The following is a 15,541-nucleotide window of genomic DNA, read 5'->3' on the forward strand; positions in this document are numbered from 1 at the left end:
CCGAAAAGTATTCCCGCAATTTACCTACATGCCATGTGATTGCAAGATGCGGCCCTTAAGCTGTCAGCTGTCTTTTTATCCAGCTCTCCAGCAAGGAATACTCATATGCGTACACGCACTCTCTCCCTCATCACTGCCCTTAGCTGTACCCTCGCGCCCGCACCAGCTCTAGCTTCCGAAGGCGCCACCTACTACTCCACCAAGCAGCATTACCAGCCACAGGGATCAAGCTACGCCGAAGCCCCCAGTGGGTTTCACCAGATTTACACCTCAACGGTAGATCGCCACGGATCCCGCGGGCTATCAAGCTTTAAATACGATGACCTCGCGCAGCAGATGCTGGAGTATGCCCAACAACGCGATCAGCTCACCGAGCTCGGTACAAAGCTCATCCCGCAAGTAGAGGCCATGATAGCGGTAAACCGAGAGCTATCCGGTGGCCCTGGCCAAGAAGCCGGTTATGGAAACCTGACGGAAGTGGGACGAGAAGAGCTCAGGGGCATCGGCAAGCGCAATGCACAGCGCAATGCAGAGCTACTGGGAGCGATTGCCGCCGAGGACCTCAAGGTGAGCTTCACTTCCTCAGGAGAGGACCGCGCCAATGACTCTGGGTGGAACTTCGGGGAAGGTCTACTGGAACAGTCCCCTTCACTGGCCGCACACTTGGACGATGACACGAAAGATGGCCACGTTAATATCGCCGCACGCCCTGACCTGATGTACGCACACAAGGATAAAAACGCTGCATCCTATCAGCGCTATACAGAGTGGAAGGACTCTCAGGCTTTACAGGAAAAAGTACAACAGGCCTACGCCAAGCCAGAGTCGCAGCAGGCTGCACGCAGCTTGCTGGCTAAGATTTTTACGCCAGAATTTATCAACGGTTTAGCAGATGGCTCCGTTCGCTTTTCCGCCCGAGAAAAGGACGATAAATCCGTTGAGGGCATCGTTGACGCCGCCTTGCAGTTCTACAACCTCTACATCATCGCTCCAGCTTTGGAGCACGAGGAAAAGGCCCCGGCGGAGGGGTGGATCTTTGATGAGTACATGGACGATACCAGCGGACCAACCTTTGCGTACCTGCTTGACGTAGAAGACTTCTATGAGAAAGGCCCGGCTATCCAGGGCCAGACGATTGCCTACGACAACTATGAACCACTGCTTGAGGAGATGATTAGAAACGTTCAGGACCGCGCTGCTGGCGGCGACGTGGCGGCCAATTATCGCTTCGGCCACGCCGAGACCATCATCCCACTGGCTGCCCTACTGAAGCTGCCTGGTTCCGAACAAGGTGTCCCAGAGGATGATTTATACAGCTGGGATAACTCCGCATGGCGTGGTGATACCGTCTCCCCGATGGGCGCGAATATTCAATGGGACGCATTCCAAAATGATCGCGGAGAGACCCTTGTGCGGATGCTCTACAACGAAAAGGAAATCCCGTTCCACGATGGCTGTGAGCCTATTGCCGCTGACTCAACGTTTTATACTATCGAGGAGCTGGCCGATTGCTTACCCTTAGGTTCCACCTCAGATCACTCTCAAGCCCACCTCATGGATGCTGAAGACGCTGCAGATCACCAACTACCGGTTGCTGATTCCCTCTCTTCCAAGCCGCAGTTCTGGGGGATCATCGGTGCCCTTGCGGGCGCACTGGCCATCGGTATAGGAATCGGTGCGGTCAACGCTTTCGGCCCACAAATTCAACAACAACTGCACAAATTTGGTAGCCAGCTCCCCTTCTAACGCCCTTAGGAATGACCCTGCCCGACAGGGACCCCAAGACACTTTCAGCCGAGTCCAGTACAGGGCCTTGTCGCAGGTAAATGGCAGTTTTCCGGCTCGACACCGACAAGCCCATCCCGTCACCCCCGATAGCTACCCCCAGAGCTTAAACCAGTACTTCAAACCCGCAACTTTGGCCACTTTCGTAACACGCGCAACAAGCTGGCATGTTCGAAACTTTTCGAATGATCGTGGTTTCTACCAGCATTTTTCCAGATTGCGCGGTACCCATGGGCAGGCTAACTTTTAACTCGTTGCCACAAGCGAACGCCAAATGGGGTATTTCCATTCCCCCGGCGTGTCGCACAGGGCAGTTGAAAGACGCGAAACCTTCAAGGTTTGCGCGCCTCGAGACCATGCACAGCCATGAAAAGGACTTAAACTTATGAAGCGCATGAACCGCGCACGCAGGAATGTAGCGCTAAGCATCATCACGCTTGGCACCGTTTTTGCTACCGGCACCTCCGCTTTTGCTGCTGATCCAGTGGCTAGCGTGGACGTTTCGAATGGCTCCTCTGAGCCGGAAGCCACCAACGTTGATAACGCAGGCGTGATCGACGCCGCCGTCGGCCTCGCAAATACCGCCGTTGGTGTACTCAACGGCGATGCGGTCCCGGAATTTAGCCAGAATGAATCCGGCGGAGTCAACATCGTCTTGGACCCCTCCTCCGTTCCGGGCCTGCGGGAAGCCTTCGCTCCCGAGGGAGACCGCTCCGGGCTGACCCCCGAGCGTGGCAAGGACGCCGCTGGCAATACGGTGGTCTTTCCCACCTCCGGCACCTTGACCTCGGGATTCGGTATGCGCTGGGGCGCGATGCACAACGGCATCGACGTCGCCAACCCAGTCGGAACCCCGATCTACTCCGTCATGGACGGCACAGTCATTAACTCCGGTCCAGCACAAGGCTTTGGCAACTGGATTCGCATCCAGCACGTCGATGGCAGCATCTCTGTCTACGGCCACATGCCCGCCAACTCGCTGCGCGTCAATGTGGGAGACCACGTTTCTGCCGGCGACCACATCGCGGACATCGGCAATGAGGGCCGCTCCACCGGCCCGCACCTGCACTTCGAAATCCACCCAGGCGGCGGCGCAGCCGTTGACCCAGTGGGCTGGTTCGACGAGCGCGGGATTTCGGTCTAGAGCTTTTCCATCGGCACACCGCCGATGAGCATGAGCCGCACCTTGCCGGAGGAACCGAAGTCCACGATCACCGTGGCGCGGGCGCCGGAACCGGCCGTTTCAATCACGGTTCCAAGCCCGTACTTCGCGTGATTGACGCGGTCTCCTACCGCAAGGTTGAGGTTCTTATTCTTCGGCATGGAATTAGCTGCAGGCTGGCGAGTGCGTTGCGAAGGGGAAGACGTAGCGCGCTGGCCAAACCCAGCACCCCCACCGCCGGAATAGCCGCCGCTAGAACCGCGGCGATAGCTCCGGCCATATTGATAGTCATCGGCTCCCCAGGAACCGGTGAGGTCACTATCGGAATCCTCTCGCCGCCAGTCGATGAGATCCTCTGGGATCTCGGCGAGGAAGCGACTGGCGGGATTGGTTACCGGATTGCCCCACGCAGAGCGCAAGATGGCGCGCGTGAGGTACAACTTTTCGCGGGCGCGAGTAATGCCCACGTAGGCCAGGCGGCGCTCTTCGCTTAATTCCTTCGGGTTACCCAGCGAGCGCATGTGCGGGAATTGGCCGTCCTCCCAACCAGCGACAAAGACGACGGGAAACTCCAAGCCCTTCGCCGTGTGCAGGGTCATCATCGTTACTACCCCTGTCTCAGAATCCGGAATCTGATCCGCATCCGCGACCAGCGAGACCTTCTCCAAAAAGGCTTGCAACGAGCCCGGCGCGGCTTCGCCTTCTTCTATTAGCTCATTGGGATCGACGGCATCCGCACCAGCAGCGGCCAACTGGTTGGCAGCCTCCGAGGTAAATTCGCGGGCTACGGACACCAGCTCATTGAGGTTATCAAGGCGCGCACCGTCCTGCGGATCATTGGAGTTTTCTAACTCCGCCTTGTATCCGGTGGCATCCAGGATGGCGGTGAGCAACTCTCCCAAATCGGGCTGGCCGGTCACCTCATCGCGCATGCCTGGGATTTGTGCGCGGATGCCATCCATCATGTCGTTGAATTTGGTAACCGCATTAACGGCGCGGGTGCCGAGGCCGGGGACGTCGCCCCGGGGGACATCGGCAAGCGCCTTGCCAAAGCTTATCCCCTGGTTCTCCGCGTGCAGGGCAATCTGGCCCTGGGCTTTATCACCAATAGCGCGCTTGGGAACGTTGATGATGCGGCGCAGGCTCACCGTATCGTCCGGGTTATCCATAATGCGCAGGTAGGCCACCATATCGCGGATTTCGCGGCGCTCATAAAAGCGTGTTCCGCCAACGACCTTATAGGGGATGCCGGAGCGAATGAAGATATCCTCCAGCGCGCGGGAGGCATTATTAGTCCGGTACATCACGGCGATATCGGAGTAGCTGTGGCCCTTATCCGCCAGCGCATCAATCTCCGCGGCGATAAAGCGGGCTTCATCGTGCTCATTATCCGCCACATACCCCACGATGGATTCGCCATCACCATGCGCGGTCCACAGGTTTTTCTCCCTGCGGTTCTCATTTTTCGCAATCACGGCATTGGCCGCGTTCAAAATGGTCTGCGTGGAGCGATAGTTCTGCTCCAATAGGATGGTGTGTGCCTGCGGGTAATCGCGCTCGAATTCCTCGATATTGCGGATAGTAGCGCCGCGGAAGGCATAAATGGACTGATCGGAATCACCCACCACGCACAGCTCTGGGGCATCGGGGCCTAGCTCGCCCTTGCCCACCAACGCTGCTACCAGCGCGTACTGGGCGTGGTTGGTGTCCTGGTACTCATCAATCAGCACGTGCTTAAACCGCCGACGATAAAACTCCACCACCTGGCGGTGCTCGGTGAAAATGCGCACTACTTCCCCGATAAGGTCGTCGAAGTCCACCGCATTGGCCGCGCGCAGGCGGCGCTGGTACTCGGCGTAGACATCCGCCACGGTTGTTTCAAACGGGTTCTTTGTCTGCTGCGCCTTTTCTGCCGCTTCAGCCGGGCCCACGAGCTCATTTTTGTGGTTGGAAATCTGGTTCGCCAGCACGCGCGGGGTGTACTTCTTCAGATCCAGCTGCATATCCTTGGCAATCATGGATAGAAGCCGGCGGGCATCATCGCCATCATAAATGGTGAAGTTGGTATTAAGCCCCGGTACGAGTTGCGCGTTCTGGCGCAAAATGCGCACGCAGATGGAGTGGAAGGTAGATACCCACATGCGCTCGGCCACCGGTCCCACCAGAGAGCCCACGCGCTCTTTCATTTCAGCGGCGGCCTTATTGGTAAAGGTAATGGCGAGGATTTCCCACGGGTTTACCCCGCGATGGCGCATGAGGTACGCGATGCGGCGGGTAAGCACCGCCGTCTTACCGGAACCGGCACCGGCGACGATCAGCAGGGGCCTGCCGGTGTGGGTAACCGCCTCTAATTGCTGCGGGTTCAAACCTTGGGTTAAAGGATCGGATTCCGCGGGCCTGGGCGTGCTACCAAAGGGATTCTGGCTAGGGGCAAAACCGCCACGGGAGGTAGTGCCAGATGCGGGTTCGCGCGGGGTGGAAGAAGGGCTAAATGGAGAGTTATTCGTCATAATGCCTACCAACCTACTAGCACCACCGGACATGGCCGGTAATTGCGGCATACACTGCGCTTTCCAAAACCCTGACCAAGTAGCACCTTGGCACGACAAAGTGGCAGAATAAGGGACCATGACCGCTGAAGATAATGAATCCATCGTTGACAATGGCTTGGATATCCGCACGCCCACCGGCACGGACGATCCCCTATCTGATGCGGAAATCCAGCAGTATCGCGAGGAAATCAACCGCCTTGACCAGATCATCTTGGATGCGGTCAAGCGCCGCACCGAGGTCTCTCGCGCGGTGGGCCGCACCCGCATGAGCTCCGGTGGCACGCGCTTGGTGCACACCCGCGAGATCGCCATCCTCAACGAGTTCCGCGCGGAGCTTGGTGAGGAAGGCCCCACCATCGCCTCTGCCCTGCTGCGCATGGGGCGCGGCCGCCTGGGGTAAGGCCACCTCTCAACCCCTCGGATTAATTACGGGCTAGCCCATACTATGCAGTACGCTTTCGGGGCATGAACGCAGTACTCATCGCCGTCATCGTCATGCTCGCGCTCGCCCTCTTGCGCGTGCACGTGGTGGTGGCGCTTTTCATCGGCGCGATCGTCGGCGGCCTAATATCCGGCATGGGCCTGGATGCCACCATGCTCGCCTTCCAGGACGGGCTCGGCGGCGGCGCCAAGATTGCCTTAAGCTATGCCCTCTTGGGCGCCTTCGCGATGGGTGTTGCCTCCGCCGGGCTGCCGCAGATCCTGGCCAATTTTCTCATCGCCAAGCTCGGCGGCACCGGCGAATTAGATCCCAAGGCCGCGGCCACCACCAAGTGGATGCTCGTTATTGGCCTTATCGCCATGGCCGTGATGAGCCAGAACCTCATCCCCGTTCACATTGCCTTCATCCCGCTGCTCGTCCCACCGCTATTGGCGGTGATTAATAAGCTCAAGCTGGATCGACGCCTTATCACCACGTGCCTGACCTTCGGCCTTATCACCACCTACATGTTCATTCCGGTGGGCTTCGGGTCCATCTATTTAAACGATATCCTGCTCTTCAATATCGAAGAGGCTGGCCTGGATACCTCCGATATCAATATTATGCAGGTCATGGCCATTCCCGCCCTGGGCATGCTCACCGGCCTGCTCATCGCCATCTTTATCAGCTACCGCGCCCCGCGCGAGTACGAGGACCGGCCTATTGCCGCCGAAGAGCACCAGGAAACACCCTCGACGTATAAAATCTGGGTCTCCATCCTGGCGATTATTGCCACCTTCGCCGTCCAAATCATCATGCAGACGCTCGATTTCGAATCCGATGGCCTGCTCGTCGGCGCCCTGACCGGCCTGGGTATCTTGCTCATTTCCGGCGCGGTGGATTGGAAGCACGCCGATGACGTTTTTACCAACGGCATGAAAATGATGGCGCTTATCGGCTTTATCATGATCACCGCGCAGGGCTTTGCCTCTGTCATGACGGCGACGGAGGAAGTCGGCCCGCTTGTCGATGCCACCGCCAACCTCTTTGGCACCAATAAGTTTCTCTCCGCAGGCGCCATGCTTTTAGTCGGCCTGGTGGTCACCATGGGCATTGGCTCGTCCTTTTCCACCTTGCCCATCATCTCCGTTATCTACGTTCCCCTGTGTGCCTCGCTCGGCTTTAGCCCCGCGGCCACGGTAGCGCTCATCGGTACTGCAGGTGCGCTTGGCGATGCCGGCTCCCCCGCCTCCGATTCCACCCTCGGCCCCACCGCCGGCCTCGGCGCCGATGGCCAACACGATCACATCCGTGACTCCGTCATCCCCACCTTTATCCACTTCAATATCCCACTTCTCATCGCCGGCTGGGCGGGCGCCCTCATCCTCTAAAACGCCACACTTCTCACGGTGCCGTTGGCACTCATTCTCGACTACGGTGGGAGGGGTACACATTGCCAATGCGCTCGTCGCCAGAAAGGCCAATTGCCATGGATATCACCGCATCGCCCCAGTGGAAAGACCTGGTCAAGGTATATGAAGAAAAGCAGGACATGCGCCTGCGCGATCTCTTCGCCACAGACGCGAACCGCGCCGAGAACTACACCTTCGACGCCGCCGGCCTGCACGTGGATCTATCCAAAAACCTCATCGATGAAGAGATCCTCCAGCACCTAGTCGAGGTAGCCCGCGCCGCCGATGTGGAAGGCCGCCGCGATGCCATGTTTGCAGGCGAGCATCTCAATAACACCGAGGATCGCGCCGTGCTGCACACCGCCCTGCGCCTGCCGGTAGAAGATGACTTGCACGTCGATGGCCAAGATGTCGCCGCTGATGTCCACGAAGTCCTAGGACGCATGCGTGATTTCGCCACCGCCCTGCGCTCCGGATCTTGGTTGGGGCATACCGGCCACACCATCAAAAAGGTGGTCAATATCGGCATCGGCGGTTCTGACCTCGGCCCGGCCATGGCCGCAGAAGCCCTGCGCTCCTATGAGGTGGCCGGCATTTCCGCGGAGTTCGTCTCCAACGTGGACCCTGCCAATATGGCCGCCACCTTGGACGGGCTCGATGCCGGCTCCACCCTCTTTATCGTTTCCTCCAAGTCCTTTACTACGCAAGAAACCCTGACTAATGCGCACGCGGCCCGCCGCTGGCTCATCGATCAATTCGATGGCGATGAATCCGCCGTAGCCAAGCACTTCGTGGCCGTATCCACCAATGCGGAGCAGGTGGAGAAATTCGGCATCGATACGGACAACATGTTCCCGTTCTGGGATTGGGTGGGCGGTCGCTACTCCCTCGATTCCGCCATCGGCCTGTCCTTGATGTGCACCATTGGCCCGATGGACTTCATGCGCTTGTTGGAAGGTTTCCACGCCATGGATGAGCACTTCCGCACCACCCCGCTAGAGCGCAATGTGCCCGTTCTTATGGGCCTGCTGGGCATCTGGTACACCAATTTCTTTGGCGCCCAAACCCACGCCGTCCTGCCGTACGCGCAGGACCTCGGCCGCTTCCCGGCCTACCTGCAACAGCTGACCATGGAATCTAACGGCAAGTCCGTGCGCCGCGATGGCACCGCGGTCACCACTGGAAACACCGGCGAAATTTACTGGGGCGAGCCGGGTACCAACGGCCAGCACGCCTTTTACCAACTCATGCACCAGGGCACCCGCCTCATCCCGGCGGACTTCATCGGCTTTGCCCGCCCCAAGGAGGATTTCCCCACCGCGGACGGCACCGGCTCGATGCATGACTTGCTCATGGGCAATTTCTTCGCCCAAACCAAGGTGCTGGCCTTTGGCAAGACGGCTGAAGAAATCGCCGCCGAGGGAGTTGACGAAGACCTCGTACCGCACAAGGTGATGCCGGGCAACCGGCCCACCACCACGATTATGGCCGAGGAGCTTACCCCCTCCACCCTGGGCGCGCTCATTGCGCTCTACGAGCACATCGTCTTTACCCAGGGCATCATCTGGGATATCAACTCCTTCGACCAATGGGGCGTGGAGCTGGGCAAGCAGCAGGCCAATGACCTGGCCCCTGCCGTCTCCGGCAGCCAAGAGGTAGATTCCGGCGACCAGTCCACCGATAAGCTCATCGGCTGGTACCGCGCCAACCGTTAGTTCCGGCCCGCGCCGTGCCCGTGCCCAGGCGCCCCGGGCACGTAAAAGTGTCCAAAACAACCGCGTTCTTGAAAAATCTGCCCTCAAATTCAGACAAACGCGGTTGTTGTGGACATTTTCGTGCCTAAGCACCACAGATCACTAAAGCGCCCAGCCGCGAAGCAACATTTCGCTTCGGGCCGGGCGCTTTCAGGCGAGGTGAATTTACAGCTTCACCATGGGCTGCCAGCCGGCCGGGATGTTCTTCGAGCTAACAACCTTGCGGCCGAAGGGGAAGCAGGTCACTGGAATCATCTTGAGGTTGGCCCAGGCAACGGGGATACCGATGATGGTAATCGCCTGGATGACGGCGGTCACGACGTGGCCGATGGATAGCCACAGACCAGCGATGACGAACCAGATGACATTGGAGATGGAAGACATTCCGCCGGTGCCCTTGCGGGGCTCAACCACGGAGCGGCCGAACGGCCACAGGGCGAACTGACCCATGCGGAACGAGGCCACGCCCGCCGGAATCGTCACGATGAAGATGCAGGCGATGATGCCGAAGAGGAAGTAACCCAGCGCAAGAACGATGCCGCCGGAGAGTAACCAGATGATATTAAATACAAGATTTAGTAGTGATCGCATGCCCGCCAGCTTAGCGCGAAAAGCGTAAAGGAACCTTAGAGCGGCTGGCAGTGCGGGCAGAACCAGATGATGCGCTCTAATTCACCCTCGTCCCCACCGCGGTCAACGCCGCCCAGGGAATCCTTCTGGATGATGGTGCCGCAGCGCCGACAACGCTTGCGGTTGCGCCCAAAGACATAGGTGGTCTCCCCGGCCCGGCGCACGCCGGTGGTCACGCGGATGGGCGAGTTCCGGTTGGCCCACATGATGCGCTTGCCGATGTCCAATACCTGTTCCACATCCACTTCTGCCACCGGGGCGGCCGGGTGAACGCCGGCGAGGAAGCAGATTTCGGCGCGGTATTCATTACCAATGCCTGCCACGACCTTCTGGTCCAATAACGCCGTGCCGATGCTGCGCTCGGGTCGCGCGCGCAGACGGCGCACCGCCTCCTCGCGGTCCCAGTCGGGGTCCAAGATATCCGGGCCAAGGTGCGCGATGCGGCTAAAGTATTGATCCGCGTCGAAGATATCGACAAAGCCCAACCAGTGGCCTACGAGTTCAATATCGCGCGGTGAATGGGCCAGTTGCAGTACGATGCGCGCGCTATGTCCGGGCTTGCGCCAGCGGTCGCCAGCGTAGTGGATGGCCCAGGCGCCCTCCATCTTTAGGTGGGTGTGCACGATGGTCTGGTCGAATTGCATGAAGAGGTGTTTGCCATACGGCCACACGCGCTCACAGATGGTGCCGGTGAGGTTAACGGTGGCGTGCTGCGGTACGCGCACGGAACAGCCGGTGACCTCGCGCCCGGCCATAAACTGCAGCCGGCGCGAAAGTTGTAGGACGGAATCGCCTTCGGGCATGGGGGCTGGCCTCCTTCCGTGGGCCTCAGACACTGTGGCCCCACCAAAATACACCTGCAGGCAGGTGGCGCTAGCGACGGTATCCGCCGCGCGGGCGGAAGCCACCAGAATTGCGAGGCGGCGGAGGTGGATCGTCGAAGCTTAGCTCCTCGATGGCCTCGGAGGCGCGCCTGCCACCGCGCAGGCCACCGCTCGAGCCATCGCGCGGTCCACCCCGCGAGTCGTCCGGTGAGCCGTCCCGCGCCCCGCGGCGCGGAACGCGCGGCGGCGCAGCCTGCCCGGCAATGCGCACGCCCTTCGGCGTGATTCCGGCCCCCAGCGAGCGCAGGATGCTAGCCGCCGGGGTGTGATGGATGGGGTTGCCATTGCACTTCTCGATCACCAGCGGCGACATGTGCCCGGCGGCGATGAGTTCTGTGAGCGCGGATAGGAGGCGGGCGTAGACGTCGGTGGTCTCTATCCCGTCGGGAAGGGCGTCGATGAACGTGGTCAAGGTCTTTCCGCCGCGGGTGAGGTGGGCAATGGGGAGGCCATCACACAACACGACCAGTGCCCCGGCGGAGCGGGCCGGCCCGCCGGTAGCCTTGCCATCGGCTCCATCGCGCTGCGGCCAAGGCAACGCCGCGCCGTAGGGGTTGGCGGGGTCCACGGCGGCGAGCACGAAAGTCTCTGGATCGGTGGTGCCGGACGGCCAGCCGGTGACGTCGGGGGAATCCGCCAGGCCGCGGAGGCGATCGATAATGGCCGGGGTGGAAAATTGCGCCGCGCCGAGATCTTCGATGACATAGCCGCGCATGGCCTTGCCGGATTCCTCGAAGCCGGACAGGACCTTATAGGCCAGCGCGAAGCCGCCGAGGACGTCCTCGGCCACCACGGAGCCGCGGGTGACCACGCCGTAGCGATCCAGCCAGGCCTCGCCGTGCGCCACGGACCGCGAGGTGGCATCTTGGGCGGCGGGCACCGCCAGCGACCAGCGGCCGAACATATCGGGTGGGGTCTGGCCAGCGCTTCCGTTGGCATTTTGGGTCTGGGCAAACGAGGTGCGACCCATGCGCAGCCGCGAGCGCGTGGGGCGCCGCTTGGAGCGGTGGGCGGTAGAACCGCGGCCGGCGCGGGAGGCCCCTCGCCCGCCTGCCGATAAGCGCGTGCGGATGGGTGCGAAGGAATCCGGGCTGGCCAGGCCCATTTCCACCAGCCCCCAGAGGGCCTCACGAGTCTCCTCGGCGGTACCGGGGACCTCGGTGGCGATATCGGAAAAGAGGAAGCCGCCGCCGCGCTCGAGCACGCCTAAAATGGCGCGCTGCAGCATGCTTACGCCCTCCGGATCGGTTTCGGGGGCGAGCTGGGCGGCGTAATCGGTAGGCAGCAGCATCACCCACGGGTCGGCTGCCCCGGCCTTTCCGGCGCCGACGATCATCACCTCGCCATTGGCGGTTAGCTCATCTAGCATGCGGGGCGAATAATCCCCCACGCGGGCGGGCAAAATGATGGATTCCCAGGCAGAAGCCGGCAGGCGCACCCCGGCGAGCTGCTCGATAGCTGAAAATACGCCATCGGCGCCGCGGAGTGCCGGCTGCTTCCCGGCAGGCGCGATGCCGTGCCATTCCGGAAGAAAGCGGGCGAAGGCGGCACCGGAGACCGGCTCGGTATCCGCGCGCGCGGCAGCAAGCGAGCGCGAGCGAATGGTCTTTAGCACCTCGGCGGCGCAGTACTCCTGCTCCTCTATTCCCTGCCGGTAATGGCCCTCCACGATCGAATCCAGGCCTGTCAGGGTGGTGTGTGCAGCGGAGACGGAAATTCCGAAGGCAGCGGTTAAGTCCGCGAGCACGAACGGGCCGCGGGTGCGCGCCCAGCGGCTGATGAGCTGTGGGAGGGCATCGGCAAGCGTGGCGACCTGGGCGGGGATGCCGGGAGGGATGGGAACACCGAGGGCATCGCGAAGCAGCGCCGCATCCTGGGACTGGGCAAGGTGCTCGCGCCCGCCGATGCGAACCCGCATAATCCGCGTGCCCAGGCTATCCAGGGCGGCTAAGGGAACATCCGTATGCTCGCCCAACTCCTCGACCGGGATGGGGCCAAGCACGCGGAGTAGATCCGCGACCTCTTCGGTGGTGCGCGCCCGGCGCGAGGGTGCGGTGCGCTGCAGCTGGGCATGGACCTCATCGATGATCGCGGGATCCAAGAGCTCGCGCAGCTCCACCGTGCCGAGCAGCTTGGCCAAAAGCGCCGGGTCAAGTGCGAGTGCCGCCGCCCGCTTTTCCGCCAGCGGGGAATCGCCCTCGTACATGAAGGCGCCGGTGTAATTAAAGAGCAGCGACGAGGCAAAGGGCGATGGTTGATCCGTGGTGACCTCCGCGATGCGCACGCGTCGGTGCCCCAAATCGCGCATGACCTCCTGCAGCGCCGGGACATCATAGACATCCTGCACGCACTCGCGCACCGTTTCCAAAATGATGGGAAAGGACGGGTACTTGCGGGCAACATCCAAAAGCTGCTCGGCGCGCTGGCGCTGCTGCCACAGCGGAGCGCGCTTGCCGGGATTGCGCCGGGGCAAAAGCAGCGCGCGGGCCGCGCACTCGCGGAAGCGGGAGGCAAAAAGCGCGGAATTGCCCACCTGCTCGGCCACGACATCGGCAATATCGTCGGCGTCGAAGGCAAAAATCGTGCCATCGGGATCGGCCTCGCCCTCTGGCAGGCGCAGCACGATGCCATCATCGCCGGCCACCGCCTGCGGGTCCATGCCGGTGCGCTCCCCCACCCGCGCGCCTACCGCCAAGGCCCAGGCGGAGTTAACCGGCCGGCCAAAGGGGGTGTGCAGTACCACGCGCCAGTCCCCCAACTCATCCTTGAAGCGCTCGAGCACGAGCGTCTTTTCATCCGGAATAATGCCGGTGGCCTCCTGCTGTTCGCGCAGGTAGGACAAGATATTGCTGCGGGCATTCTCATCAGCATCCGCGATAATGCTCGGGTCCGTATTCACCTCGCGGCGGTACTCGCCTAAAGCTTGGCCGAGCTCATAGGGGCGCCCGGCGCCATCGCCATTCCAAAACGGCAGGCGGCCCGTATGCCCCGGCGCGGGCGTGACTAGGACCTGATCGCGGGTGATCTCCTCGATGCGCCAGCTGGTCGCGCCCAAGGTAAAGACATCGCCCACGCGAGATTCGTAGACCATCTCCTCATCAAGCTCGCCCACCCGGCGCGGGGCCTTCCCGGACTCCCCACCGCTATAGAGGAACACGCCAAACATTCCCCTATCCGGGATGGTGCCGCCGCTGGTCACGGCCACGCGCTGCGCCCCTGGGCGCGGGGTCATCACGCCGGATACGCGGTCATACACCACGCAGGGTTTTAGCTCCGCAAAATCCGTGGATGGGTACACGCCGCTGACCAGGTCGATCACGGAATCATAGACCTCGCGGGCCAGCTCGCGGTAGGGATGGCTGCGCTTGACGATGTCATACCAGTCATCCGCGCTTAAGCCTTCCTCGCCCGCTGCGGCCACCGCCGCCACGGTCTGCTGCGCGAGCACATCCAGCGGGTTGCGCGGGGTGTGCATCTTCTCGATCATCCCGCCGCGCATGCGCGCAACCGTCAGCGTGGATTGCACCAGGTCCGCGCGGTGCTTGGGATAAAACGCGCCGTGCGAGACCGCGCCCACATGGTGCCCGGCGCGGCCCACGCGCTGCAGGCCTGAGGCCACCGAGGGCGGCGATTCCACCTGCACCACCAAATCCACCGCGCCCATATCGATGCCCAACTCCAGCGAGCTCGTGGCCACCACGGCCTTAAGCGTGCCTTCCTTCAGCATCGTTTCCGTCATGGCGCGCTCGTCCTTGGACACCGAGCCGTGGTGCGCCCGCGCGATGACCGCCGGCGCCTTGCCCGCAACGTGCGAGTGCGCCATCAACTGGGCGGGATCGCGCCGGGTTTCCGGCGAGAGCGAATCCGGGTCATATTCCTGCGCGTAAAGCTCGTTGAGCCGGCTGGTCAGGCGCTCGGCGCTGCGCCGCGAGTTCACAAAGACTAGCGTGGAGCGATGCGCCATGATGTCCGCATAGAGGTCCTGGGTAATAAACGGCCAAATGGAGTTCGCGGTGGGCAACGCGGTGTCTTCTTCCCCACCGAATTCCTCCATGCCGTCGCCGCTGCCTTCCGGCCCGCCGGTAATGCCAATGGCATCATCAACGGTGAGCTCCCCAATGGTCGAGCCCGCCTCCGGCGTGGGAAGATCCGACATATCCTCTACCGGCACGCGCACGTCCAGGTCCCACTTCTTGTGGGCTTCAGGCGCCACGATTTCCACCGGGCGATTGCCACCTAAGAAATCCGAGACGGCCGAAAGCGGGCGCACCGTGGCGGAAAGCCCAATGCGCTGAACATCGCCCGCAATCTCTTGCAGGCGCTCCAGCGTCAGGGCGAGGTGGGCACCGCGCTTGGTGCCGGCCAGCGCGTGGATTTCATCGATGATGACGGTATCGACGGTTTTCAAGATCCCCGCCGCCTTCGAGGTCAGCATCAAATACGCCGATTCCGGGGTGGTAATGAGGATATCCGGCGGCTTGCGCACCTGCCGGGAGCGCTCTGCCGAGGGCGTATCGCCCGAGCGCACGCCCACGGAAATATTCGGCACCGCCAGTCCCAGCTTTTCCGCGGTTCGCGCAATGCCGGTTAGCGGCGCCCGCAGGTTATTTTCCACATCCACGCCCAGCGCTTTGAGCGGCGAGATATACAACACCCGCACGCCCGTAGCGGAGCCTGCGGCGTTTCCTACCGGCAGGGCCAATTGGCCTTCGCGTTCTACCAGGTTATTTAGCGCCCATAAAAACGCCGCGAGCGTCTTACCAGAACCGGTGGGGGCAACCATCAGGGCGTGATCCCCACGGGAAATCTTGTCCCAGGCCTGGGCTTGTACCGCGGTGGGAGCGGCAAAAACGTCCTGGAACCACTGCGCCACTTGGGGGCGAAAACGCTCGAGGATGTTTTCTGGCATGACCACACTCTAGTCCCCGTTGTAATGTGGGC

Annotated in this window: 9 protein-coding genes; 5 read left to right on the forward strand and 4 right to left on the reverse strand. The window is 61.5% G+C overall.

Going from position 1 to position 15,541, the window contains the following annotated elements:
• Nucleotides 1–105 precede the first annotated feature (105 nt).
• Nucleotides 106–1,746 (forward strand): histidine-type phosphatase, encoded by a 1,641-nt coding sequence (locus tag ABRP95_RS05530; protein ID WP_349839077.1) that lies wholly within the window; start codon nt 106–108, stop codon nt 1,744–1,746.
• Nucleotides 1,747–2,170: 424 nt separating this feature from the next.
• Nucleotides 2,171–2,929 (forward strand): M23 family metallopeptidase, encoded by a 759-nt coding sequence (locus ABRP95_RS05535; RefSeq protein WP_284770603.1) that lies wholly within the window; start codon nt 2,171–2,173, stop codon nt 2,927–2,929.
• Here the strand turns inward: ABRP95_RS05535 and pcrA are convergent.
• Nucleotides 2,926–5,457: a DNA helicase PcrA gene (gene pcrA / locus ABRP95_RS05540; RefSeq protein WP_284770602.1), complete on the reverse strand. Its 2,532-nt coding sequence runs from the start codon at nt 5,455–5,457 to the stop codon at nt 2,926–2,928. The two genes, ABRP95_RS05535 and pcrA, sit on opposite strands and share 4 nt — an antisense overlap.
• A 118-nt stretch (nt 5,458–5,575) precedes the next feature.
• On the opposite strand from pcrA, the gene ABRP95_RS05545 reads away from it, so the two are divergent.
• The 3 genes from ABRP95_RS05545 to pgi all read left to right on the forward strand — a co-directional run bounded on the left by ABRP95_RS05545 (nt 5,576) and on the right by pgi (nt 9,047).
• A complete protein-coding gene (locus ABRP95_RS05545; RefSeq protein WP_005279891.1) occupies nt 5,576–5,899 on the forward strand; it encodes a chorismate mutase in 324 nt (107 codons plus the stop codon).
• 65 nt (nt 5,900–5,964) lie between these two features.
• On the forward strand, nt 5,965–7,311 hold the full coding sequence (locus ABRP95_RS05550; protein ID WP_284770601.1) for a Na+/H+ antiporter family protein: 1,347 nt from the start codon (nt 5,965–5,967) through the stop codon (nt 7,309–7,311).
• Between the two features lie 98 nt (nt 7,312–7,409).
• The gene (gene pgi, locus ABRP95_RS05555; protein WP_284770600.1) at nt 7,410–9,047 is read left to right on the forward strand and encodes a glucose-6-phosphate isomerase; all 1,638 of its coding nucleotides are present in this window, start codon (nt 7,410–7,412) and stop codon (nt 9,045–9,047) included.
• 204 nt (nt 9,048–9,251) lie between these two features.
• On the opposite strand, the gene ABRP95_RS05560 is transcribed toward pgi, so the two are convergent.
• The 3 genes from ABRP95_RS05560 to ABRP95_RS05570 all read right to left on the reverse strand — a co-directional run bounded on the left by ABRP95_RS05560 (nt 9,252) and on the right by ABRP95_RS05570 (nt 15,509).
• Nucleotides 9,252–9,677 carry a YccF domain-containing protein gene (locus tag ABRP95_RS05560; RefSeq protein WP_284770599.1) on the reverse strand — a complete coding sequence of 142 codons (426 nt, stop codon included), beginning with the start codon at nt 9,675–9,677 and terminating at the stop codon, nt 9,252–9,254.
• 35 nt (nt 9,678–9,712) lie between these two features.
• A complete protein-coding gene (locus ABRP95_RS05565; RefSeq protein ID WP_284770598.1) occupies nt 9,713–10,519 on the reverse strand; it encodes a DNA-formamidopyrimidine glycosylase family protein in 807 nt (268 codons plus the stop codon).
• A gap of 70 nt (nt 10,520–10,589) precedes the next feature.
• Nucleotides 10,590–15,509 carry an Lhr family ATP-dependent helicase gene (locus ABRP95_RS05570; RefSeq protein WP_349839078.1) on the reverse strand — a complete coding sequence of 1,640 codons (4,920 nt, stop codon included), beginning with the start codon at nt 15,507–15,509 and terminating at the stop codon, nt 10,590–10,592.
• Nucleotides 15,510–15,541 lie beyond the last annotated feature (32 nt).

Origin of the sequence: Corynebacterium sp. KPL2895, assembly GCF_040225815.1 — a bacterium.
In the GTDB taxonomy this organism is placed as follows: domain Bacteria; phylum Actinomycetota; class Actinomycetes; order Mycobacteriales; family Mycobacteriaceae; genus Corynebacterium; species Corynebacterium rhinophilum.